The sequence below is a fragment of the Bacteroides sp. DH3716P genome (assembly GCF_025914115.1).
GTDB classification, from domain to species: Bacteria; Bacteroidota; Bacteroidia; order Bacteroidales; family Bacteroidaceae; genus Bacteroides; species Bacteroides ovatus.
Genome location: NZ_CP083673.1, coordinates 5,520,935 through 5,544,475 on the forward strand (window position 1 = coordinate 5,520,935; position 23,541 = coordinate 5,544,475).

Sequence of the window (23,541 nt, forward strand, 5' to 3'; positions counted from 1 at the left end):
ATTGATTACTCAATCACGTAAATCCCCATTTTCAGATACCGGCTCTACACACCCAGCCGGTATATCTACACATGCACACCCTAACATTGTCAATCGAACAGCAACTTTCGATTTCCCATTCACATGTACTAATTCCCCTTCCAATCCTGCCAATGGTCCCTTGATTACCCGTATTTTCTCTCCCGGAGCCAATGGCGATGTACTCATGCTAATCGTCTCATCCGAGTAATCGAGCATAAACTTAAATCGCAACATTTGTTGATCAGGAATAACAGCCGGAGTACTCTCCCCACGTAATACCATGTAACGGCTGATAGAAGATAAAGTCAGGACTTCTTTTTGTTCTTGCAGATCAACGTGAACGAAAATCATCATCGGAAGCAGTACCCGGTCGACAATTTTACGGCGGTCGCTCCATTGATGGACTTCTTGTTGAATTGGAAGGAAATTTTCGATCCCCATTTTCGTAAGCCGCTCACCCGTTTTTTTCTCGTGACAAATACGTACGATTGCCACCAACCAACGTTTTGAGCGCGCTACGCCGCTGCCAATCACATCTGTTGGCAGAAGATTTCGATCGTCATTTTTCTTAATGATCATGTATTTTTACCCCTCATTTTTCCATACCCCTTAGGCAATGGATTGAATTCGGTGACAAAGATAGATAAAATTATAAATAGTAAACAAGAAAAAACGCTTTCTTTTTTTACATACAAATAGAAATATACAGTTAAGACTATCTTGGACGTGAAAAATCCGCTATCACATTGGTTCTATTTTACCACCCATATTTTGTACAACATCCCTAAACAAATCAGGCGCGGAATTTCCGCGCCTGATTTCTATTCTTTCGATTTACTTACCACTTATAATTGATACCGAAGCTAAGCAATTCTTTCAACTGGAAGAAGCTGTCTCCTTCAGTCGGTTTCGAGCTATCGTCAAAACGGGTATGTATATAGAGCTTGGTAGAAAGATAACGGTTCAAAACGAAGTTGAATGTATTTTCCCATTCTACACGTGCCCAATGATAGTTGGTCAGATAATTGAGACGAGACTCTAAAGTTACTGCAGAGATGATGGTCCAGTTCAATGTGGATTGCAACTGGGAACCAAAGTCGTTTTTAGAGCATTTTCCTTTGTCTAAGCCAAACTTTGTTTCGTCTACTTCAGAATTACCGATATAACGCAAGTTATAAGTCAACGGCGCCATAAACACAGAAAGATTAAATTTCTTCTTACTCAATTTATAATCCATACCGACACTGACCGCCAAATCTGCCGGAGACATGAAAGATGAAACCAATTCTTCGCTGTTAGCTTTATATCCGTTGAAAAACTGTGTCTTAAACTCGGACGAAATGGTATAATACCAATTCTTGAAAGCTCTCAAACCTAATTTATTATACAAACGAAATTGGTCTGTATTGAACAGATATTTATGGTATTCATCTGACGGAGTGGAAGTCATACCTACTTTAGCTTCCAGCTGGTTCTCAAACAGCACCTTTTCATTGTCATTATAGTTGGCGAAAATCTGAAAAGTGGCTAATCCGGAGAAGTTACTTTCACCTCCCTTATACCAGTTATCCGAAAGGTGGTTCTGGCTAATCTGCAACGATCCGTTACCTCCGGTCACCCACCAGTTCGGCCGACTAATCTTCATATTGGCTTTCCCTACATTATCATCCATATTTTCCGGTTGAAACAGATGAATAACGTTTGCTTTGGGAGATATTTTCGGCTTCACATCGTGACGGAATACATCACGACTCATGATGCGGTCTTCTGTAGTGACAACCAAGTTCGGACGTTCCAAATAAAGATCCATCAATGCACTGTTCACTATTTTCTCGGCACGCTGGGTTTTGGTAAATGCCAGGGTATCATAAGGCAGAAGTTCCGCTGTCAGTTGAGGAGTGGTGTCCCATTGCATAGGCTTCCATTCCAATTTCGAATATTGTGCCATCGGAGCATAATAATATGCCAATGGTGTGAACAGACGAAAATAATCGGGATCAGACGGAATATAACGTGGCGGCACAGACAGATCGTTCAAATAATCTAATTGCGCGACATACTTATTATATAAATAAGAAACGGTATCCAGTTTCGGAGTCGGCCCCGACATATTCAGTTTGAGCATCAAATATTTCTGAAGCTCCGCCGAAAGCGTATCTGCTTTCACGACTCTGGCTTTTGCCACAACTGTTGAAGATTTAACCGTTTTGGCAGGTTTAATCGCTTCAGGAGCAGGCTGCAGAGAGTCAGTCGGAAGTGGAGAGGGATCGACAGATTCCTGTGCAAAAAGCGATAACGATAAGATTGACAGAATAAACGCTGAACATAAAGTAGTAATTCTCATCATATTTGTCTATGGTTTAGAGTGCAAAGCTACATTATTTTGTTCAGAAATCATAGGATTCTTTTAAAATTGCATTTTTTAATAAAATTGTGGAGACGAAAGACTGTAATCTTCCTCTTTTTTTTATAATTTTGCGGTTTTTAAGTTCGTAAGAATACTACTAAGTAAACAATTATTAAAACAGTTATAGCTGTGGGAGAAACAAAGTATATTTTCGTCACCGGTGGTGTTGCCTCTTCTTTAGGAAAAGGGATCATCTCATCATCCATCGGTAAGTTGCTGCAAGCAAGAGGTTATAATGTAACCATCCAGAAGTTTGACCCGTATATCAACATCGACCCGGGAACATTGAATCCTTATGAGCACGGAGAGTGCTATGTAACCGTAGACGGACACGAAGCCGACCTCGACTTGGGACACTATGAGCGATTCCTGGGTATACAAACGACAAAGGCGAACAACATTACTACGGGACGTATCTACAAGAGCGTCATTGACAAGGAACGTCGTGGAGATTATCTGGGTAAAACGATCCAGGTGATTCCTCACATCACAGACGAGATCAAACGGAATGTAAAACTGCTTGGTAATAAATACAAGTTTGATTTTGTGATTACTGAAATCGGTGGTACGGTAGGTGACATCGAATCACTCCCCTACCTCGAAAGTATCCGTCAGTTGAAATGGGAACTCGGTAAGAACGCTCTTTGCGTACACTTGACCTATGTTCCTTATCTTGCTGCTGCCGGAGAATTGAAAACAAAACCGACGCAACATTCTGTAAAGGAACTCCAAAGTGTGGGTATTCAGCCGGATGTACTGGTACTGCGTGCCGAGCATCCGCTAAGTGACGGACTGCGTAAGAAAGTGGCACAATTCTGTAATGTAGACGATAAAGCCGTCGTGCAGTCTATCGACGCGGAAACAATTTACGAAGTACCTATCCTGATGCAGGCGCAAGGGCTGGACAGCACTATCCTCGAAAAGATGGGACTGCCGGTAGGAGAAACTCCGGGACTCGGCCCATGGCGTAAATTCCTGGAACGTCGTCACGCTGCAGAGACTAAAGAACCGATCAATATTGCACTGGTTGGAAAATACGATTTGCAGGACGCTTACAAGTCTATCCGTGAAGCTTTATCGCAAGCGGGTACTTACAATGACCGCAAAGTGGAAGTTCATTTCGTAAACAGCGAGAAACTGACAGATGAGAATGTAGCTGAAGCTTTGAAAGGTATGGCGGGCGTAATGATTGGTCCGGGATTCGGTCAACGGGGTATCGACGGCAAGTTTGTCGCTATCAAATATACACGTACACATGACATTCCGACTTTCGGTATTTGTCTGGGTATGCAATGTATTGCTATTGAGTTTGCACGCAACGTACTAGGATACGCAGATGCCAACTCACGTGAAATGGATGAAAAGACTCCGCACAACGTGATTGATATCATGGAAGAGCAGAAAGCAATCACCAATATGGGTGGTACGATGCGTCTGGGTGCTTACGAATGTGTATTGCAGAAAGGTTCGAAAGCATATCAGGCTTACGGACAGGAACATATTCAGGAACGTCACCGCCATCGCTATGAGTTCAACAATGATTATAAAGACCGATATGAAGCTGCCGGCATGAAATGTGTAGGTATCAACCCGGAATCGGATCTGGTAGAAATCGTTGAGATCCCAACTTTGAAATGGTTTGTCGGTACACAGTTCCATCCGGAATATGGTAGTACGGTACTGAACCCTCATCCGTTGTTCGTTGCATTTGTGAAAGCTGCCATCGAAAACGAAAAAGCAACGGTGAACGGCTAACGATACGTGGTAAACAACCGGTAGTTTGTAATTTATATAATTTGTAATTAAAATAAGAATGGATAAAAACACCATCACAGGTCTCGTTCTGATAGGTATATTATTGGTAGGATTCAGTTTTTTGAGCCGTCCAAGCGAGGAACAGATAGCTGCGCAAAAGAAATACTACGATTCTATTGCCGTGGTACAGCAGCAGGAGGAAGCGTTGAAGGCTAAAACGGAAGCTGCACTGGCTAACAGTCAAAAAGAGGTGGCATCGGCTGCCGATTCTTCTGCTTTGTTTTTCAATGCCTTGCATGGAACCGACTCTAAAATCAGCATCCAGAATAATGTAGCGGAAATCACTTTCACAACCAAAGGCGGACGTGTCTATTCAGCCATGCTGAAAGATTATATGGCACAAGACAAAAAGACGCCGGTCATGTTGTTCGACGGTGACGATGCTTCGATGAACTTCAACTTTTACAACAAGGCAGGAGCCATCCAGACCAAAGATTATTTCTTTGAAGCTGTGAACAAGACGGACAGTAGTGTTACAATGCGCCTGGCTGCGGATAGCGCAAGCTATATCGATTTCATCTATACGCTGAAACCGGATAGCTACCTGATGAACTTTGAAATCAAAGCGACAGGCATGGAAGACAAGTTGGCTAGTACTAAGTATGTGGACATCGACTGGTCACAACGTGCCCGCCAACTGGAAAAAGGATTCACTTATGAGAATCGTCTGTCGGAACTGACTTATAAAGTAACAGGTGACAATGTAGACAACTTGTCTGCTGCCAAAGATGACAGTCAGGATTTGCCGGGACGCATTGATTGGGTAGCTTTCAAGAATCAGTTCTTCTCGTCTGTATTTATCGCTGAACAGGATTTCGACAAGGTTTCCGTTAAGTCAAAAATGGAACAACAGGGAAGCGGATATATCAAAGATTATTCTGCTGAAATGAATACTTTCTTTGATCCGTCAGGCAAGGAACCGACAGAGATGTACTTCTACTTCGGTCCGAACCACTTTAAGACGCTGAAAGCGCTGGATAAAGGCCGCGACGAGAAATGGGAACTTCACAGACTGGTTTATCTGGGCTGGCCGTTGATTCGCTGGATTAACCAGTTTATCACAATCAACGTATTCGACTGGTTATCCGGTTGGGGATTGAGCATGGGTATCGTACTGTTGATTCTGACCATCATGGTGAAAGTCGTGGTTTATCCGGCTACCTGGAAAACGTACATGTCTTCTGCCAAGATGCGTGTATTGAAACCGAAAATTGACGAAATCAGCAAGAAATATCCGAAGCAGGAAGATGCAATGAAGAAACAGCAGGAGGTGATGGGTCTTTACAGCCAGTACGGGGTAAGCCCGATGGGCGGCTGTCTGCCGATGTTATTGCAGTTCCCTATCCTGATGGCTTTGTTTATGTTCGTGCCGAGTGCTATCGAGCTGCGTCAACAGAGTTTCTTATGGGCAGACGACCTTTCTACTTATGACGCTATCATCACATTCCCATTCCATATTCCGTTCCTGGGCAACCACCTTAGCTTGTTCTGCTTGCTGATGACGGTGACAAACATCTTGAACACGAAGTACACGATGTCTATGCAGGATACCGGAGCGCAACCACAAATGGCGGCAATGAAATGGATGATGTATCTGATGCCGATTATGTTCTTGTTTGTCTTGAACGACTATCCGTCAGGTTTGAACTATTACTACTTCGTGTCAACGCTGATTAGCGTGGGTACTATGATTCTGCTTCGTAAAACGACCGACGAAACTAAATTGTTGGCTATTCTTGAAGCGAAAAAGAAGGACCCGAAACAAATGAAAAAGACCGGATTTGCTGCTCGCCTGGAAGCGATGCAAAAGCAACAAGAGCTACTGCAACAGCAAAGACAGAATAAAAAATAAGGAATTATTCCTGAATCATATTCTAAGAAAGCCGGACACCCTATTTTGGTTGCCCAGCTTTCTTTCTCTAAACAATATAATAAGATGAAAACTAAATATTCGTATAAACAAATCTGGACGATCACCTTCCCTATCCTGATCAGTCTGATTATGGAGCAAATGATCGGCATGACGGACACGGCCTTCCTGGGACGTGTGGGAGAAATCGAGCTGGGTGCTTCTGCTATCGCAGGGGTATATTATCTCGCCATCTTTATGATGGCATTCGGCTTCAGCATCGGCGCACAGATCTTAATCGCCCGCCGCAACGGAGAAGGAAACTACAAGGAAATCGGACCGATTTTCTATCAGGGCATTTATTTCCTGCTTGCCATGGCAGTGATTTTATTCACATTCTCCATCGTATTTTCACCATATATCTTAAAGAATATCATTTCGTCTCCTCACATTTACGATGCAGCCGAAAGTTATATTCACTGGCGTGTGTACGGGTTCTTCTTTTCTTTTGTCATGGTCATGTTCCGCGCCTTCTTTGTAGGTACGACACAAACCAAAACACTGACGCTGAACTCTATCGTAATGGTGCTTTCGAACGTGGTATTCAACTATATCCTGATCTTCGGTAAATTCGGTTTCCCGCAACTGGGAATTGCCGGTGCTGCCATCGGTTCGTCACTGGCCGAAATGGTATCGGTGATTTTCTTTATCATCTATACATGGAAACGAATTGACTGCAAGAAATATGCGTTGAACATATTGCCCAAATTCCATGGAAAAACACTGAAACGCATACTGAATGTTTCTGTGTGGACAATGATTCAGAATTTCGTTTCTTTGTCTACCTGGTTCATGTTCTTCTTGTTTGTGGAACATTTGGGAGAGCGGTCATTGGCGATTGCCAACATCATCCGCAACGTGTCGGGGATACCGTTTATGATTGCAATGGCATTTGCTTCCACCTGCGGTTCATTGGTAAGTAACCTGATCGGTGCAGGCGAACAGGATTGTGTACGGGGAACTATCAAACAGCATATCCGTATCGGATATATCTTTGTATTGCCGATCCTGGTATTCTTCTGTTTATTCCCGGATCTGATTCTGCGCATTTATACAGACATCCCGGATTTAAGGGCGGCATCCGTTCCTTCACTGTGGGTACTATGTTCTGCCTATCTGGTGCTGGTGCCTGCCAATGTGTATTTCCAATCGGTATCAGGAACAGGAAATACGCGGACTGCATTGGCTATGGAACTTTGTGTACTGGCTATCTATGTCACCTACTCGGCATATTTCATTATGTACCTGCAGATGGACGTCGCTTTTGCCTGGACAACGGAATGTGTGTACGGTACTTTTATACTGTTGTTCTGCTACTGGTATATGAAGAAAGGAAACTGGCAGAAAAAGAAGATTTAAATCCTTTTTTCACTATCTTCGCAAGAAAATAAACATTTTATAAAATATATGAGACAAGCTAATTTATTTATGATGTCGGCAGCAATGTTGTTAGCTGCCTGCGGAGGAACGAAAGACGCAGGCAAAACAGATCAGGTGCTTATCGAGAAATCGGATATTAAGATCGAAGGGAAGCGCATGACTCCCGAAGCACTTTGGGCTATGGGACGTATCGGCGGATTCGCCGTATCGCCCGACGGAAAGAAAATTGCGTATACGGTAACGTATTACAGTGTACCGGAAAACAAGAGTAACCGCGAAGTTTTCGTGATGAACGCAGATGGAAGCGAAAACCAGCAAATCACTCATACCCCGTATCAGGAAAATGAAGTGACATGGATTAAAGGAGGCACCAAACTTGCATTCTTAAGTAATGACAACGGAAGCAGCCAGCTCTATCAAATGAACCCGGATGGTAGCGGACGCAAGCAATTGACCCACTACGACGGAGACATCGAAGGTTATTCCATTTCGCCAGATGGCAAAAAGCTACTGTTTATCTCACAAGTAAAGACGAAAGAAAGCACTGCTGATAAATATCCGGACCTGCCGAAAGCCACAGGTATCATCGTGACCGATCTGATGTACAAACATTGGGATGAATGGGTAACGACAGCTCCACATCCTTTTATTGCCGACTTCGACGGTAACGGTATTTCCAATATCGTGGATATCCTGAACGGAGAACCGTATGAAAGTCCGATGAAACCCTGGGGTGGCATTGAGCAACTTGCCTGGAATACAACTTCGGACAAAGTGGCTTACACTTGCCGTAAAAAGACAGGACTGGAATATGCGATTTCTACCAATTCGGATATTTATGTCTATGACCTGAATACCCAAAAAACGGAAAATATCACGGAAGAAAACAAAGGGTACGATACCAATCCGCAATACTCTCCAGACGGCAAATATATCGCCTGGCAGAGTATGGAACGTGACGGTTACGAAGCCGACTTAAACCGTCTGTTCATCATGAATTTGGAAACCGGAGAGAAACGTTTTGTGAGCAAAGCATTCGAATCGAATGTAGACGCTTTTGTATGGGGAGCAGATGCAAAGATGATTTATTTCACAGGTGTATGGCATGGAGAGTCACAGATTTATGCGCTTGACCTGGCAAATGATTCGGTAAAGGCCATTACTTCAGGAATGTACGATTATGAAGGTGTAGCTCTTTTCGGGGATAAACTGATCGCCAAACGTCATTCAATGAGCATGGGTGATGAAATTTATACTGTGGCACTGGATGGCTCTACTACTCAACTGACGCAGGAAAACAAGCAGATCTACGACCAGTTGGAAATGGGTAAAGTGGAAGGTCGCTGGATGAAAACAACAGATGGCAAACAGATGTTGACATGGGTAATCTATCCTCCGCAGTTTGATCCGAACAAGAAATATCCGACTTTGCTGTTCTGTGAAGGAGGTCCGCAAAGTCCGGTAAGCCAGTTCTGGTCTTATCGCTGGAATTTCCAGATTATGGCAGCCAATGATTATATCATTGTTGCTCCGAATCGTCGCGGCTTGCCGGGATTTGGCGTGGAATGGAACGAACAGATCAGTGGTGACTACGGTGGCCAGTGTATGAAAGATTATTTCACTGCTATCGATGAAATGGCAAAAGAGCCGTATGTAGACAAAGATCGCTTGGGATGTGTAGGTGCCAGCTTCGGAGGATTCTCTGTATACTGGTTGGCGGGACATCATGACAAACGATTCAAAGCCTTCATCGCCCACGACGGTATCTTCAATATGGAAATGCAATATCTGGAAACTGAAGAAAAATGGTTTGCCAACTGGGATATGGGAGGCGCATACTGGGAAAAACAGAATCCGGTGGCACAGCGTACGTTTGCCAACTCTCCTCACCTATTCGTAGAGAAATGGGATACTCCTATTCTCTGTATCCATGGAGAAAAAGACTACCGTATCCTGGCTAATCAGGCTATGGCTGCTTTTGATGCTGCCGTGATGCGTGGTGTTCCTGCAGAGCTGCTGATTTATCCGGATGAAAACCACTGGGTATTGAAGCCACAGAATGGAGTGTTATGGCAGCGCACATTCTTTGAATGGTTGGACAAATGGGTGAAGAAAGCTCCGTCTAAATAAAATTTTACGTTAATTACATAGTAGAATAAACATAGTAAACTAAAAGAAGCCCCTGTTCTCAATCTTTTGAGTTCAGGGGCTTCTCCATTGCATTCATCAAAATCGGCTAAAATTATAAAAAAGTTCGCTAAATTTACTCCGAATAAATATTTTCAATTTCTACAATATACATCTTATGGAAACCTCCATGAGCACCACCGTACCACTTTTCTATTGATTCTTTATCCAGAAAACATTCCGGTTTGATAGTGTCAGCATAAAGTTTCTTACATTCCAGACTCAAACGTGCCTGCTCGAACAGGACATTTCCTTTTTCTGTAAATACAGGTTTCAATCCGGTTTCTTTTACTTTATCCATATTACGTCCCGACTTGGAACCACAAACAGCGTGAATTTTCTTATTTTCTTCTCCTAAGAAAGAAAGTGTCAGGTAATCGTTCTTCTCTACAAACTCGTATGTATACCGTTCGGGACGGATAAAAACGAAAGCAACCGGTTTATTCCACAACCAGCCGATGCCACCCCAACTTGCTGTCATCGTGTTAAACTTCTCTTTTGTTCCGGCTGTAACCAGCATCCACTCTTTTCCAATCGCTTCGAAAAAATTTTCTTTCAAATCTTTTACTTCTAATTTCTTCATCTCTTTATTCGTAAATATGTATTCATAATTAGTTTATATAATAATTTAGGCACGGATTACACAGATTAACACGGTTACTTTGCAACAATAACAACACTAAAAACCGTGAAATCCGTACCTAGAAAAATAACGATTAATTCATGGCAGGTACTTATCTAATTATTTCTGTTTATTCAATTTCACAATCTCTCCCAAATAGGGAATCTTCACCGGAATCTTCCGTTTCTTAGCCTCTGTTGCGAAGACTTTCGGGGGATCATGCAAAGGCTCGTCAGACAAATCAAATGTGCCATAATGCATGGGAATGGTAAGCCCAGCATGCATTTCCTCGGCGGCAGTCAATGATTCGTAAGGCGATATATGATTGGGACGCATAAACCAGCGAGGTTTGTATGCCCCGATGCCTAACAAAGCATAATCCGGTGCTCCGAACAGATCGGGAATCTCACGGAAGTGACTGGAATAACCTGTATCACCGCTATAATAAAGAGAAATTCCATTTCCTTGCAGCATGAAAGCTCCCCACAGTCGCTGGCCACCATCACGTACGGAACGTTTGCTCCAGTGTTGTGCCGGTAGAAAAGTAATCTTCAATCCCTCATCTTCCATTTGTTGATACCATCCGGCTTCAATCACTTTCATTTCGGGAAACCATCCCTGAATCAGCTCACCGGTTCCCAAGCCGCAAAAGAGTTTCATTTGCGGGTTATTCTTCAGTAAACGGGCTATACTCTGTTTATCCAAATGATCGAAATGGTCATGGCTGACAAGTAGATAATCAATCCCTGTAAATATGTCAGGATTAGCGGGAAACTCGCTCTGTCTCTTCACAAAAGGAATACTGCCGAACACAGGATCGAACATGATTCGTTTACCTGCTAACTGGAGAAAGAAAGAATTATGTCCGAGCCATATCAGGGAATCTCCCACCACCGCATCCAATGAACGGAGATAACAAACTTTCGGATCCCATTTCACCGTTTTCTTCTCTTTGCGTTGGGGATTGGGCGAAAGACGCCATTTCAGTACACTCCCCATCCCCGGACGGAAGCGATGCTGCCGATTAAAAAAACGCCCGCGCACCATCGGATTTCCTCTCCAATAAGGGTTGACTGTCGCTAAACGTTCGTTTCTCCTAAAACATATATGTTCACCCATTTTTATTTCCTGAATACGTATTTACAAACTTACTAAAAATTTCTCGATTTACGATGAATTAGAGTAAACAAAAAATGTACCCCGGACACACTATCGGGGTACATTTACTTATAAAGGAATAAATATTATCCTTTTTTAATAGAATGAGACTTCGTTAAGAGCAGTGCAAGCCATACAAAGGCAGTTGCCAGCCAAGAGCTGAAAGATTAATAATCATTATGACTGCACCCAATATCCATAGAATCAATAGCGACCATTTCAAACCCGTTCCCATCGGTGACCAATGGAATAATTGCCGCAAGATAGTATACAAGAAAGCTCCTAACGGAATGCCGATGAGGGCAACTCCGGCAATCGTACCTAGCAGTGTCATCATTGGAGATACGGAAGCAACCGGCATCCAGTCGATGGCAGGCAGCATCTCGTAAAGCAGTGCTCCTCCGCTAACTGCCACGGCAATTGCTGCAAACACCAGTGCTACCAGTACAACGGCCAGTACGAACAAGACAGGGCAGCAGAGAATGACAAGAGCTACCAGAAATATTTTAAAGAGAACAGCAGCAATGGAAACAAATACATCGCCTATCTTTTGAAGAAAGGTACGAGGTTTGCCGGAGTTCATATAGTTGTTAACTCCGTCCGCTACACGTTCGAAACCGTCTGTCACTGTTTTGCCAATATTCTCAATGGTCACTGCTTCTCCACGCATACTCAATTTTTCCGCGGCAGTACGGGCTTCCGGAATAACGATCCATCCGATAATATAAAGTATAATCATCGGGCAATAAGGTACAAATACCAGGATAATCATCAATATACGCACTAATGTGATATCCCAACCGAAGTAAGCTGCCAACCCTGCCGCTACGCCTCCCAACAATTTATTATCCGGATCACGAAACCAGCGGCGTTGAGCAGCGGTTTGCGTACTGCCTTGATTAGCGGACGATGTTTGTTCCGTTCTTTTCTGTGAGTCCATATCCTCATCAGCAATTCCAAAGTCTTCCGGTTTGCCGACACGAGCGATAATTTCTTCTACATCCGAAACTGTGATGACCTGTTTTCCTTCAGTTACTTTCTCTGCAAACAGTTCGGCAATACGCATCTCAATATCGTTTACGATCTCTTCCGCACCCTCCTGTTTACGAAAGTAATGCTTCAAATTAGACAGATAATTATCTAACAATCGGTAGGCATCGTCATCTATATGATAGACAATTCCTCCTAAATTTATGGTCAATGTCTTTTTCATTTTTATTTCTTCTTTTTCGGATTATCTATTGGCTATATGATTCACTGTATCGTTAAGTTCTTTCCAGGAAATTTCCAGCTCTCCCAAAAAGACTTCTCCTTGTTCAGTGAGTTTATAGTATTTGCGGGGAGGTCCCTGGGTAGATTCCACCCACTCATAACTTAACAGGTCATCATTTTTCAGACGGGTAAGCAATGGATACAAGGTGCCTTCCACTACAATCAGTTGGGCTTCTTTCAATTTCTGAATAATATCAGAAGCATAAGCGGGCTCCTTGTGCAACAAAAGCATGATACAATATTCAAGCATGCCTTTCCTCATCTGTGATTTTACATTGTCTACTTTCATTATTCACTTCTTTTAGATGCACAAATATATGCATTACTTTAGTACCTTGCATTGCAAAGTACTATAAATTAATAATAATTAAAACATTAGAGACTCTCCACCTTATTATAAAAAGAAATAATGGCTATATTTGTGCCCGTTAAACCAAGAAATAGAAAATACGTATGTTTACAATTCGAAAAGCAACGGTAGCCGATTGCGAGCTTATTCATAAGATGGCAAAGGAGGTATTCCCCGCCACCTACAAGGAAATTTTATCTCCCGAACAACTGGATTATATGATGGACTGGATGTATGCTCCTTCCAATGTGCGCAAACAAATGGAGGAAGAGGGACATGTGTACTCCATTGCTTATAAGGAGAATGAACCATGCGGATACGTTTCCATTCAACAACAGGAAAAGGATGTATTCCATCTTCAGAAGATATATGTCCTCCCCCGTTTTCAGGGTACGCATTGCGGCAGTTTTTTATTCAAGGAAGCAATCAAGTGTATCAAGGAGATACACCCGGGATCTTGTTTGATGGAGCTCAACGTAAATCGTAATAATAAGGCTTTGCAGTTTTACGAGCACATGGGAATGAGAAAGTTGCGGGAAGGTGATTTCCCGATTGGTAACGGGTATTATATGAATGATTATATTATGGGACTGGATATTTGATATACAAACAAAATGCCCCGGAACATTTATGATACTTGTTCCGGGGCATTTTGTTTATTTAGTTAATGGCAAGATTTTATTTCGCTACACGTTCCAGCCATTTTAACATGAAAATCATTGTAAACATTGAAATCGTACAAGCTACAACAAACACAGTCCATGTCATCCAAATAGGAATTGATTCGTACAGGATAGCACCAATCACTAGCAACTGATTACCCAGTGCTGTTGCTCCCAGCCATCCTCCTTGCATAATACCTTGATATTTAGGAGGAGCAACCTTAGATACAAATGAAATTCCCAATGGAGAGATATACAGTTCAGCTACTGTTAAGATCAGATAGGTCAGCATCAATAAAAATGGAGTAACTTTCACTGGTGAAGTTCCAACAGCTACAATATCCTCATGCAACGGCAAATTAGCAAAATAAGATCCGACTGCCATTACAATAAATGCCAATGCAGCAATTCCCATACCGATGGCAATCTTTTTAGGAGTCGAAGGCTCTTTACCACGTCTACGCTGACTTGCAAAAATAGCCATAATCACCGGAGTCAGGAACACTACAAAAAATGGATTTAACGATTGGAAGAGCTCTGCTGAAATAGGCATACCAAACAGATTCAAGTCAGTATATTCTTTCGCAAAATAAGTCAAAGTCAGACCATTTTGATGGAATGAAAACCAAAAGAAAATAACAACACCAAATACAGCAAACAGAGCATACATACGTTGTTTTACTTCCTGTGCACTCATTTCTACAACTGTAGAAGATGCTGAAGAAGCAACGGTCTTTTTACTGGGATCCGGGAAGTTTTTCTTATTCAACCAATAAATGGTTAAAGAAATAGCCATAGCAATAATAGCTACCCCGAATGCGTAATGGAATCCAGTAGTAAAGACATTCAAATAATCTGAAGCGAAAGCCGTATAGTCTTGTACAGGAGCAGTAGAAGCTTTGGTAACTAAGGTATGATAAGTTTCAGTAGCTTCAGGCGACAAAGTACCTGCTAATTGACCATGGCACAAAGCAGGAAGATCAGCATCATAATTATAACCGAAAGTAGATAACCACCAGTTACGCACGCCTACAGCTGCAAACGGAGCAAAAATAGCACCGATATTAATAAACATATAAAATAAAGAGAAACCGGAGTCACGCATGTTGGCATATTGAGGATTATCGTACATCTGTCCTACCAATGCCTGCAAATTTCCTTTAAATAATCCGTTTCCAAATGCAATAACAAACAAACTAGCACAAGTAATAACCAGATAGAGCATCTTGTTATCTACCGGAGTCTTAGATGGAATAGCCAATAATAAATAACCAACTGCCATTAACACAATTCCTGTGAAAATAGTTCCTTTGTAGTTCCTCGTCTTATCGGCAATAATACCTCCGACCAACGCCAAAATGTAAATAGAAAAATAAAAAGTTGAGTAAATAAATCCTGCTTCTTTTCCATTCATTCCAAACTTGGCTTGCAAGAAAAGCACAAGGATAGCCATCATAGTATAAAAGCCAAAACGCTCACCTAGATTGGCTAAAGCGGCTGCTATCAGTCCTTTAGGGTGTTTGTTAAACATAGAATATAAATTATTAAATTAATGATTTAATGGTCGATACCACATATATTTTGCAAATATATACTTTTTCTCGAGTTTTTGCACAATGATTTGTTAAACTACTCCTCAAATAAACGACAAATTTCCGCCCTGGATTCACGAATCAAATCTTCCGGAGCTATTTTTATCTGAAGTCCCCGTACACCGGCACTTACATAAATATACGGAAATTGCTGGCTGGTTTCATGAATATAAGTAGGAAAATGCTTTTTCATACCGATCGGCGAACAACCTCCCCGGATATATCCGGTAAGTGGCAGAAGTTCTTTTACGGGAATCAACTCGCACTTCTTGTTACCCGAAGCTTTAGCTGCCAGTTTCAAATCAACTTCATGTTCTCCCGGAATGACACAGACAAAATATCCGCTTTTATCGCCGTGCAGAACAAGCGTTTTAAAGACCTGCTCGATGTTCTCTCCTAAACTTGCTGCCACATGAACAGCACTCAAGTCGTTTTCATCTACTTCGTAGGGAATTAATTCATAGGCTATCTTAGCCTTATCTAACAGCCGTGCGGCATTTGTTTTATTGATTTTCATTTTCGTTGTATTTATAAGTTCTGTATCTGATAAATAAAGAATATGATATGATAAGTGCCAACTCATCGAAGATTGTCCGATAAGTTGGCACTCTATGATTTAAATTAGAGACCCAGCTCTTCGCGAAGAAACTTAGGTGTATATCCTTTAGGGCTCTTCGCAACTTCTTCCGGTGTTCCGTAACTAAGGAGTTCTCCCCCGCCCTTACCACCTTCAGGGCCCATATCGATAATATAATCCGCCATTTTAATCACATCCAGATTGTGCTCGATGACGATAACAGTATTACCTTTATCTACAAGCTTATTCAATACTCCCATCAATACACGGATATCTTCAAAATGAAGTCCGGTAGTCGGTTCGTCAAGGATATAAAGAGTTTTGCCCGTATCTCTTTTTGATAGCTCCGTTGCCAGTTTCACACGCTGGCTTTCTCCGCCGGAAAGAGTGGTAGAAGATTGTCCCAGTTTTATATATCCGAGTCCGACATCCTGCAAGACTTTAATCTTATTCAAGATTTGCGGCACATTTTCAAAGAATTCCACAGCACGGTTGATCGTCATGTCAAGTACATCGGCAATTGATTTTCCCTTGAAACGTACTTCCAGTGTTTCCCGGTTATAACGTTTACCGTGACAAACCTCACAAGGCACATATACATCAGGAAGGAAATTCATTTCAATCGTCTTATAACCATTTCCCGTACATGCTTCACAACGCCCACCTGCAACATTAAAGGAGAAACGTCCCGGTTTATAACCGCGAATCTTAGCTTCCGGCAGACCCACAAACAGGTTACGGATATCAGAAAACACACCGGTATAAGTCGCAGGATTGGAGCGTGGCGTACGTCCCAAAGGTGATTGATCCACATCTACTACCTTATCTATATTTTCCAACCCTTCAATCGAATCGTATTCCAAAGGATCTTGTAAAGAACGATAGAATTTCTGTGAAAGAATCGGCTGCAAAGTTTCATTAATCAAGGTGGATTTTCCACTTCCTGATACACCAGTTACGCAAATCAGTTTACCCAACGGAAATTCAACATCTACATTCTTCAGGTTATTCCCCTTCGCTCCTTTCAGCCAGATAGATTTCCCATTTCCTTTTCTACGCTTGGCAGGGATTTCTATCTTCATCTTGCCATTCAGATATTGCGAAGTCATTGTATCTGTATTCAGCATCTCCTGCGGGGTTCCGGCGAAAACGACTTCGCCTCCGAGACGTCCGGCTTTCGGACCCATATCGATGACATAATCGGCAGCCAGCATCATATCCTTATCATGTTCCACTACAATCACGGAGTTCCCCATGTCGCGGAGTTCTTTCAACGAGTTGATAAGACGCAGATTATCACGCTGATGCAGACCGATACTCGGCTCGTCGAGAATATAAAGTACATTCACTAATTGCGAACCAATCTGTGTAGCCAAGCGGATACGCTGACTCTCACCACCGGAAAGACTAACAGAGCTACGATTCAATGCCAGATAATCCAGACCCACGTCCAGCAAGAACTTCAAACGTGTGCGAATCTCTTTCAGAATCTCCACCGATATTTTCTTCTGCTTATCGGACAGGAACTCATCCACCTTCATCAACCAGTCGTACAACTCGTTGATGTCCATATTCGCCAACTCATTGATATTCTTATCATGGATACGAAAATGCAAAGCTTCTTTATTCAAACGAGCCCCTTTACATTCGGGACAAACCGTTGTTTTGGCAAATTGTTCCGCCCATTTCTGTGCTGTTGCAGAAGCATCCTTTTCCTGCAACATCTGAATATACTTCACCACTCCTTCGTAAGTAACAAAGTAATCGGAGGAAGTACCGATCAGCGAACTCTTGATTTTAATCCGTTCATCAGAACCGTACAAGACTTCATCAATCGCATCGTCCGGCAACTCCTTTATCGGAGTTTTCAGTGTTGCGTCGTACTTCTCGAGCAAAGCACCGATTTGCCAGAAAATCATCGCATTCTTATATTTTCCCAAAGGTGCTATCGCTCCTTCATAAATGGAAAGTTCACGATCGGGAATCACTTTGTCCACATCAATCTGATTGACTACTCCCAATCCCTTACACTTCGGACATGCCCCTTGCGGTGAATTGAATGAGAAGTTATGCGGAGCCGGTTCACGATAAGACAATCCGGTGACAGGACACATGAGCCGCTTACTATAATGACGGATGCTTTCAGACTGGGCATCCAGAATCATCATCAACCCATCTCCCTGGCGCATAGCGGTTGCCACACTCTGTTTCAAGCGCCGGTCATCTTTCTCCGCTACCACTAATTTATCAATAACCACTTCTACATCGTGATTTTTATAGCGGTCGAGTTTCATGCCATGCGTTATTTCACGCACTTCACCGTCCACCCGTACATACAGGTATCCTTTTTTACGTATTTGTTCGAAAAGTTCCCTGTAATGTCCCTTACGTGAACGAACTAGCGGAGCCAGCAGATATATTTTCTTTCCTTTATAATCTTTCAGAATCAAGTCCAGAATCTGCTCTTCGGTATATTTCACCATCTCCTCACCCGACAGATACGAATAAGCCACTCCAGCACGGGCATACAGCAAACGGAGATAATCATATATCTCCGTAGTCGTTCCTACGGTAGAACGGGGATTTTTATTCGTTGTTTTCTGTTCTATGGAGATAACCGGACTCAAACCAGTTATCTTATCGACATCCGGACGTTCCAGATTGCCCAAGAAGTTACGGGCATACGCTGAAAAAGTTTCGATATAACGACGCTGTCCTTCGGCAAAAATCGTATCGAAGGCTAAAGAAGATTTTCCACTACCGCTCAATCCCGTGATAACAGTCAAACTGTTACGGGGAATTTCGGCATCAATATCCTTTAAATTGTGCACGCGCGCACCGTACACATTAATATATTCTGTTTCCTGCATATTCATATCCTTCCATAAATGTTGCAAAATTAATGTTTCCGCCCGAAATATGCTCCTAAAAAAGCACAATATTATTTTCTTAACTCAAATCTTATGAAGATATAGGGCATTATTTGTACCTTTGTTCCTTGATTTCAAGAACCAATAGTTATAATTTGATGAAACCGATAAACCGTATATTCTTATTTCTGCTTTTTATAAGCGTTTCATATGCTATCAGTTATGCACAGGAAAACCAATCATATTTCTTGCATACCATCGAAAAAGGACAAAGTTTATACTCCATCTCCAAGATGTATAATGTCACTACATCAGACATCATACGTCTGAATCCGGGCTGTGACGAAAAGATCTATGCCGGACAGACAATCAAAATTCCTACGGGAAAAGAGAGTCAGAAGGGAGAAACATTCCATACAATTCAAGCCGGAGAAACACTATACAAACTGACAACCATGTATAATGTATCCGCCAAAGATATTTGTGAAGCAAACCCCGGTTTGAGTGCCGAAAATTTCCGTATCGGACAGGTTATCCTGATTCCACAGAAAAAAGAAGAGCAAACTGCTACTGCAACTCAAACGCCTACCGAACAGACCACCATTCAAGGTCCTGTTGTTCCGAAATGCAAGGATATGCATAAGGTAAAACGCAAAGAGACTATTTTTAGCGTGAGCCGTGAATATGGAATCAGCGAGCAGGAGTTAATTGCAGCTAACCCGGAACTGAAAAAAGGCATGAAAAAGGGACAATTCCTTTGCATCCCTTACCCGGCAGCAACGACCGTGCAACCTACACAGAAGGAAGATCCTTACGCTATTCCTCCCAGCAATAGCGAGCTTTTCCGCAAAAGTAAAGAGACTCCCCAAAAGCTGTCTACCATTAAAGCAGCCTTATTGTTGCCTTTCCAGGAAGACAAACGCATGGTGGAATACTACGAAGGTTTCCTGATGGCAGTAGACAGTCTGAAACGTACAGGTATTTCTCTTGATCTATATGTATATGATTGTGGAAAAGATGTTTCTACATTAAATACAATTCTTGCCAAGAACGAGATGAAAAGTATGAATATCATCTTCGGTCCGATGCATCAGAATCAAATAAAGCCATTGTCCGACTTCGCAGAGAAGAACGACATACGCCTGGTGATTCCTTTCTCTCAAAAAGGAGAAGAGGTATTCAACAACCCGGCTGTTTATCAGATCAATACGCCTCAATCTTACTTATATTCAGAAGTTTACGAGCACTTCACCCGTCAATTTCCCAATGCAAACGTTATCTTCATAGAACCGGCGAGCGTTGATAAGGAGAAAGCGGAATTTATCAGCGGCTTGAAACAAGAGTTGAAAAGTAAAGGAATTCCAATGAGAACCGTCAGTGAAAGCGCAACGAAAGAAACGTTGAAAGCAGCGCTCCGCAGTGATAAAGAAAACATCTTTATTCCGACATCAGGCAACAACGTCTTACTAATTAAGATACTTCCTCAACTGACGCTGTTAGTCAGAGAGAATCCTGCAGAGAATATTCATCTGTTCGGCTATCCGGAATGGCAGACCTATACCAGAGATCATCTGGAAAACTTCTTTGAATTGGATGTATATTTCTATTCTTCATTCTATACGAATACGTTGTTCCCGGCAGCTGTGCAGTTTACCAATGCTTACCATAAATGGTATAGCAAAGATTTGGCAAGCAAATACCCTAATTACGCAATGCTGGGTTTTGACACCGGCTTCTTCTTCCTGAAAGGATTATCGCTTTATGGCTCGGAACTGGAAAACAATCTGCCTAAAATGAACCTGACTCCCATCCAGACCGGATTCAAATTCGAGCGTGTAAACAACTGGGGAGGATTTATTAATAAAAAGGTGTTCTTCATACGTTTCACTAAGAATTTTGAATTAGTAAAACTTGACTTCGAATAATACGAAAATGATAAAGATAAAACCATTTTTGATCGCAACACTCCTACTTACAGGATTTGCCCTTCCTGCTGTCGCTCAAATCGGAGAAGCACGAAACAATTTATCGGTAGGTATCAATGGAGGTGTCAATTTAAACAGTGCTTCTTTTACTCCCACCATCAAGCAAAATAGCCTGATGGGAATTACCGGAGGTTTGACAGCACGTTATATATCCGAGAAGTATTTTGCCATGATTTGTGGCGCACAGGTCGAGTTGAATGTCTCGCAACGAGGCTGGGACCAATTATTTGAAACAATATCACTGGACGCCAACGGATATGAAGTCACTTCGAAGGACCCTACTAAAACTTACACTCGCAAAATGACTTATATAGATATTCCTTTCCTCGCTCACCTTGCTTTCGGACGAGACAGAGGATTGCAATTCTTTGTCCATGCAGGTCCTCAAATCAGCTTTCTAATCAGTGAATCGGAAACAATAAAAGGTATTGATATGAATAGCTTATCTGATACACAGAAAGCCCTGTACGGAGTTAAGATTCAAAATAAGTTTGACTATGGTATTGCTGGTGGCGGTGGTGTAGAACTTAGAACAAAGAAAGCTGGTAGCTTCATCGTTGAAGGCCGTTATTACTTTGCCCTGTCTGATTTCTACAGCACTACTAAGAAAGATTATTTCGCCCGTGCAGCGCATGGAACCATTACCATAAAGCTCACATATTTATTTGATTTGAAGAAATAACCCCTCTTTCAAGGAGGAAGAGATTAAAACCTCTTATTTATAAACAAAATCCCATTCATAACGAACTAAAAAATCCCCACTAACTCTAAACGAATTAGCGGGGATTTCTATTTCTGGGGACTTTAGTCCTTTTTATCGCAATCTATCCGCAGCTTTTACCATCACCTCATCCCGTCCGATAGCACGGATAGCCAGTATATTCAGGATGATGGAAACAAGCGGCAAACACAATGCCCAGCCTATACGGAACATATTTTCATCATTCTTCAATGCAAAATAAAAAGCAAGGGCAGCAATGTAATAACCTACTAATAATAAGCTATTGAAAATTGTCATGCGAATCTGCAACATACGGTTCTTATACAAAAAGATAGTAGCCACAGCCACGATAGTGCTAACCATCAGAATTCCGAATAAGCCCCATGTAGACTGAATAGCACCGTTTACTTCCAATCCTAATGCCTTAAAAGGATGTTCTCCCATCGCATCAATGAAGTAGCCCATCGGCAAACACATGGCTGTAATCAGCAATCCTACAACAATCAATAAATAAACAGTTTGAATTCGTTGAATCATAAGTATTCTAAATAGTAGTTGAGTTAAACAATAATAGCCAAGCAATAAGGAGCAGGGATCATCATCCCACTTACTACTTGACTATCAAATTCTTCGTCAGAAAATAAATTACTGAAGTTTTTCTTTCTCCTTAGCCGGATTTCTATAATATATTTTCCCTTCGATGTATTCTTGCGTAGCAATCAAGTCCGGTTTCGGCAATTTCTCATAATAACGAGAAATTTCGATTTGCTCTCTATTTTCAAACACTTCTTCCAAATTGTCATTGTAAGAAGCAAACTCTGCCAGTTTCTTAGAAAGATCGTTTTTGATTTCTACACTGATCTGATTAGCACGCTTACCAATAATGGCAACTGTTTCATAAACATTACCTGTATCAGCACAGAGTTCCATCATATCACGGGTTACTGTTGTAGCAGGAGCATTCGTTTTTTTGTAGTCCATAAATCTATTTAAATTTAGTCTTTAATTACTTTCTGTGATTCATTGAATATCTTCTCGGCTTCTTTCAAATATTTACTTTCAGGAAATTCATTCTTAAAAGCGTAATATTCATCAATCGTTTCGCGGTAACGATCCATCTTCTTGTCTTCAACGCTATAGATAGCCATTTCGTGTCTTGCACGCAGAACCAAAATGGAAAGTTCTTCACGATAATCAGTATAAGGATAATCCTTCAATGCATTTTGAGCTGTGATTACACAAGACTCATAGTTATTGCCCAAATAATTACCCAGATTATAATATAACCTTGCTGAATAAAGCTCTTTCAATACCAGTTTATCCTGTAAAGCAAAAATCATATCCTGTGCTTCCTGCTTCTTTGTGCTGTTCGGGAAATACTCCATGAACATCTGCAATTGCTGGATAGCCTGATAAGTGCTTGACTGATCCAAACGTGGTTCCGGAGTATCCAGGAATAAAGCCTTACCTGCATGGAAACGTGCCAGTTCAGTAAAAGTACCACGAGGATATGTATTGAAATAGGTGATAAATGTCTGGGCAGCTGTCTGATAATCTTTCTGATTATAGTAGCTCATTCCCAACATATACAAAGATTCTTCCGCTTTATCGGTTCCTTTCAGAATGGTTATCAACTCATTCAGCAACGTAGCTGAACGATTATACTGTCCCTTCGCAAAATAGTTTTTGGCGGCTTCGTACTTGTATTCGTAATCGGTGCTTTTCAGCAATTTATTGTACTCTCCACATGATGTAAGAGTAGCCGCCGCAAGCAAAGTTATAATGATATTTTTCTTCATCCTATTTAAAAATAATGCGCAAAGTTACTTATTCGCTGGGAATTTAGCAATTAATCTGTGTTTTTTAATACATAAAAGGCGTTAAACATCGACAAAAGGAGAGAAAATGACGTCGAAATACAAATGACAAACTATAAACTGCAGATTATAAACGAATCACAATAGTGACGGTATGTGTTCAGGATAGTGACGGTATCGTTGGCATATACCGTCAC

19 protein-coding genes are annotated in these 23,541 nt (G+C 41.7%); 7 read left to right on the forward strand and 12 right to left on the reverse strand.

The window, feature by feature from the left end; genetic code table 11:
- Positions 1-9 precede the first annotated feature (9 nt).
- Together KQP79_RS21065 and KQP79_RS21070 are read right to left on the reverse strand one after the other, a co-directional pair.
- Entirely contained in the window at positions 10-600 is a 591-nt protein-coding gene (locus KQP79_RS21065) for a UpxY family transcription antiterminator (RefSeq protein ID WP_138343882.1), read from the reverse strand.
- 259 nt (positions 601-859) lie between these two features.
- Entirely contained in the window at positions 860-2,368 is a 1,509-nt protein-coding gene (locus tag KQP79_RS21070) for a DUF3078 domain-containing protein (RefSeq protein WP_004299972.1), read from the reverse strand.
- Between the two features lie 189 nt (positions 2,369-2,557).
- Between KQP79_RS21070 and KQP79_RS21075 the strand changes: the two genes are divergently transcribed.
- From KQP79_RS21075 to KQP79_RS21090, 4 genes are all read left to right on the forward strand, one after another.
- Positions 2,558-4,183, forward strand: a complete 1,626-nt coding sequence (locus KQP79_RS21075; RefSeq protein WP_004299973.1) for a CTP synthase — start codon at positions 2,558-2,560, stop codon at positions 4,181-4,183.
- Positions 4,184-4,241: 58 nt separating this feature from the next.
- The gene (yidC, locus tag KQP79_RS21080) at positions 4,242-6,095 is read left to right on the forward strand and encodes a membrane protein insertase YidC (RefSeq protein WP_009040517.1); all 1,854 of its coding nucleotides are present in this window, start codon (positions 4,242-4,244) and stop codon (positions 6,093-6,095) included.
- An 84-nt stretch (positions 6,096-6,179) separates the two neighbouring features.
- Complete coding sequence (gene bexA, locus KQP79_RS21085) at positions 6,180-7,511, forward strand: multidrug efflux MATE transporter BexA (protein ID WP_008022784.1); 1,332 nt, start codon at positions 6,180-6,182, stop codon at positions 7,509-7,511.
- Between the two features lie 48 nt (positions 7,512-7,559).
- Positions 7,560-9,662: an alpha/beta hydrolase family protein gene (locus tag KQP79_RS21090; RefSeq protein ID WP_138343880.1), complete on the forward strand. Its 2,103-nt coding sequence runs from the start codon at positions 7,560-7,562 to the stop codon at positions 9,660-9,662.
- A gap of 133 nt (positions 9,663-9,795) precedes the next feature.
- On the opposite strand, the gene KQP79_RS21095 is transcribed toward KQP79_RS21090, so the two are convergent.
- From KQP79_RS21095 to KQP79_RS21110, 4 genes are all read right to left on the reverse strand, one after another.
- On the reverse strand, positions 9,796-10,302 hold the full coding sequence (locus KQP79_RS21095) for a flavin reductase family protein (protein WP_117513136.1): 507 nt from the start codon (positions 10,300-10,302) through the stop codon (positions 9,796-9,798).
- A 159-nt stretch (positions 10,303-10,461) separates the two neighbouring features.
- Positions 10,462-11,460 (reverse strand): MBL fold metallo-hydrolase, encoded by a 999-nt coding sequence (locus KQP79_RS21100; RefSeq protein WP_004309258.1) that lies wholly within the window; start codon positions 11,458-11,460, stop codon positions 10,462-10,464.
- A gap of 154 nt (positions 11,461-11,614) precedes the next feature.
- A complete protein-coding gene (locus KQP79_RS21105; RefSeq protein WP_004299979.1) occupies positions 11,615-12,712 on the reverse strand; it encodes a PspC domain-containing protein in 1,098 nt (365 codons plus the stop codon).
- Positions 12,713-12,733: 21 nt separating this feature from the next.
- Positions 12,734-13,060, reverse strand: a complete 327-nt coding sequence (locus KQP79_RS21110; RefSeq protein WP_004299980.1) for a PadR family transcriptional regulator — start codon at positions 13,058-13,060, stop codon at positions 12,734-12,736.
- A gap of 164 nt (positions 13,061-13,224) precedes the next feature.
- On the opposite strand from KQP79_RS21110, the gene KQP79_RS21115 reads away from it, so the two are divergent.
- A complete protein-coding gene (locus KQP79_RS21115; RefSeq protein WP_004309259.1) occupies positions 13,225-13,722 on the forward strand; it encodes a GNAT family N-acetyltransferase in 498 nt (165 codons plus the stop codon).
- Positions 13,723-13,798: 76 nt separating this feature from the next.
- On the opposite strand, the gene KQP79_RS21120 is transcribed toward KQP79_RS21115, so the two are convergent.
- The 3 genes from KQP79_RS21120 to uvrA all read right to left on the reverse strand — a co-directional run bounded on the left by KQP79_RS21120 (position 13,799) and on the right by uvrA (position 18,821).
- The gene (locus tag KQP79_RS21120; RefSeq protein ID WP_004299982.1) at positions 13,799-15,313 is read right to left on the reverse strand and encodes a peptide MFS transporter; all 1,515 of its coding nucleotides are present in this window, start codon (positions 15,311-15,313) and stop codon (positions 13,799-13,801) included.
- A gap of 98 nt (positions 15,314-15,411) precedes the next feature.
- Positions 15,412-15,891 (reverse strand): Cys-tRNA(Pro) deacylase, encoded by a 480-nt coding sequence (ybaK, locus tag KQP79_RS21125; RefSeq protein ID WP_004309260.1) that lies wholly within the window; start codon positions 15,889-15,891, stop codon positions 15,412-15,414.
- A gap of 104 nt (positions 15,892-15,995) precedes the next feature.
- Positions 15,996-18,821, reverse strand: a complete 2,826-nt coding sequence (gene uvrA / locus KQP79_RS21130) for an excinuclease ABC subunit UvrA (protein WP_004303626.1) — start codon at positions 18,819-18,821, stop codon at positions 15,996-15,998.
- Positions 18,822-18,979: 158 nt separating this feature from the next.
- Between uvrA and KQP79_RS21135 the strand changes: the two genes are divergently transcribed.
- Both KQP79_RS21135 and KQP79_RS21140 read left to right on the forward strand, forming a co-directional pair.
- Positions 18,980-20,746: a LysM peptidoglycan-binding domain-containing protein gene (locus KQP79_RS21135; RefSeq protein WP_004303628.1), complete on the forward strand. Its 1,767-nt coding sequence runs from the start codon at positions 18,980-18,982 to the stop codon at positions 20,744-20,746.
- 7 nt (positions 20,747-20,753) lie between these two features.
- Positions 20,754-21,488 carry a porin family protein gene (locus tag KQP79_RS21140; RefSeq protein ID WP_004299987.1) on the forward strand — a complete coding sequence of 245 codons (735 nt, stop codon included), beginning with the start codon at positions 20,754-20,756 and terminating at the stop codon, positions 21,486-21,488.
- A 132-nt stretch (positions 21,489-21,620) separates the two neighbouring features.
- Here the strand turns inward: KQP79_RS21140 and KQP79_RS21145 are convergent, their stop codons facing one another.
- The 3 genes from KQP79_RS21145 to KQP79_RS21155 all read right to left on the reverse strand — a co-directional run bounded on the left by KQP79_RS21145 (position 21,621) and on the right by KQP79_RS21155 (position 23,326).
- On the reverse strand, positions 21,621-22,064 hold the full coding sequence (locus tag KQP79_RS21145; RefSeq protein ID WP_004299988.1) for a DUF4293 domain-containing protein: 444 nt from the start codon (positions 22,062-22,064) through the stop codon (positions 21,621-21,623).
- A gap of 108 nt (positions 22,065-22,172) precedes the next feature.
- A complete protein-coding gene (locus KQP79_RS21150) occupies positions 22,173-22,508 on the reverse strand; it encodes a DNA-directed RNA polymerase subunit omega (protein WP_004299989.1) in 336 nt (111 codons plus the stop codon).
- A 14-nt stretch (positions 22,509-22,522) separates the two neighbouring features.
- On the reverse strand, positions 22,523-23,326 hold the full coding sequence (locus KQP79_RS21155; RefSeq protein ID WP_004299990.1) for an outer membrane protein assembly factor BamD: 804 nt from the start codon (positions 23,324-23,326) through the stop codon (positions 22,523-22,525).
- Between the last annotated feature and the right edge of the window lie 215 nt (positions 23,327-23,541).

Bases quoted from the DNA above. Each gene is read 5' to 3' on its own strand.
- KQP79_RS21140 (WP_004299987.1), top strand. From the start codon at position 20,754: ATGATAAAGATAAAACCATTTTTGATCGCAACACTCCTACTTACAGGA.
- yidC (WP_009040517.1), top strand. From the start codon at position 4,242: ATGGATAAAAACACCATCACAGGTCTCGTTCTGATAGGTATATTATTG.
- KQP79_RS21135 (WP_004303628.1), top strand. From the start codon at position 18,980: ATGAAACCGATAAACCGTATATTCTTATTTCTGCTTTTTATAAGCGTT.
- KQP79_RS21100 (WP_004309258.1), bottom strand. From the start codon at position 11,460: ATGGGTGAACATATATGTTTTAGGAGAAACGAACGTTTAGCGACAGTC.
- KQP79_RS21065 (WP_138343882.1), bottom strand. From the start codon at position 600: ATGATCATTAAGAAAAATGACGATCGAAATCTTCTGCCAACAGATGTG.
- KQP79_RS21110 (WP_004299980.1), bottom strand. From the start codon at position 13,060: ATGAAAGTAGACAATGTAAAATCACAGATGAGGAAAGGCATGCTTGAA.
- KQP79_RS21090 (WP_138343880.1), top strand. From the start codon at position 7,560: ATGAGACAAGCTAATTTATTTATGATGTCGGCAGCAATGTTGTTAGCT.
- KQP79_RS21070 (WP_004299972.1), bottom strand. From the start codon at position 2,368: ATGATGAGAATTACTACTTTATGTTCAGCGTTTATTCTGTCAATCTTA.
- uvrA (WP_004303626.1), bottom strand. From the start codon at position 18,821: ATGCAGGAAACAGAATATATTAATGTGTACGGTGCGCGCGTGCACAAT.
- KQP79_RS21145 (WP_004299988.1), bottom strand. From the start codon at position 22,064: ATGATTCAACGAATTCAAACTGTTTATTTATTGATTGTTGTAGGATTG.
- ybaK (WP_004309260.1), bottom strand. From the start codon at position 15,891: ATGAAAATCAATAAAACAAATGCCGCACGGCTGTTAGATAAGGCTAAG.
- KQP79_RS21115 (WP_004309259.1), top strand. From the start codon at position 13,225: ATGTTTACAATTCGAAAAGCAACGGTAGCCGATTGCGAGCTTATTCAT.
- KQP79_RS21095 (WP_117513136.1), bottom strand. From the start codon at position 10,302: ATGAAGAAATTAGAAGTAAAAGATTTGAAAGAAAATTTTTTCGAAGCG.
- KQP79_RS21155 (WP_004299990.1), bottom strand. From the start codon at position 23,326: ATGAAGAAAAATATCATTATAACTTTGCTTGCGGCGGCTACTCTTACA.
- KQP79_RS21120 (WP_004299982.1), bottom strand. From the start codon at position 15,313: ATGTTTAACAAACACCCTAAAGGACTGATAGCAGCCGCTTTAGCCAAT.
- bexA (WP_008022784.1), top strand. From the start codon at position 6,180: ATGAAAACTAAATATTCGTATAAACAAATCTGGACGATCACCTTCCCT.
- KQP79_RS21150 (WP_004299989.1), bottom strand. From the start codon at position 22,508: ATGGACTACAAAAAAACGAATGCTCCTGCTACAACAGTAACCCGTGAT.
- KQP79_RS21105 (WP_004299979.1), bottom strand. From the start codon at position 12,712: ATGAAAAAGACATTGACCATAAATTTAGGAGGAATTGTCTATCATATA.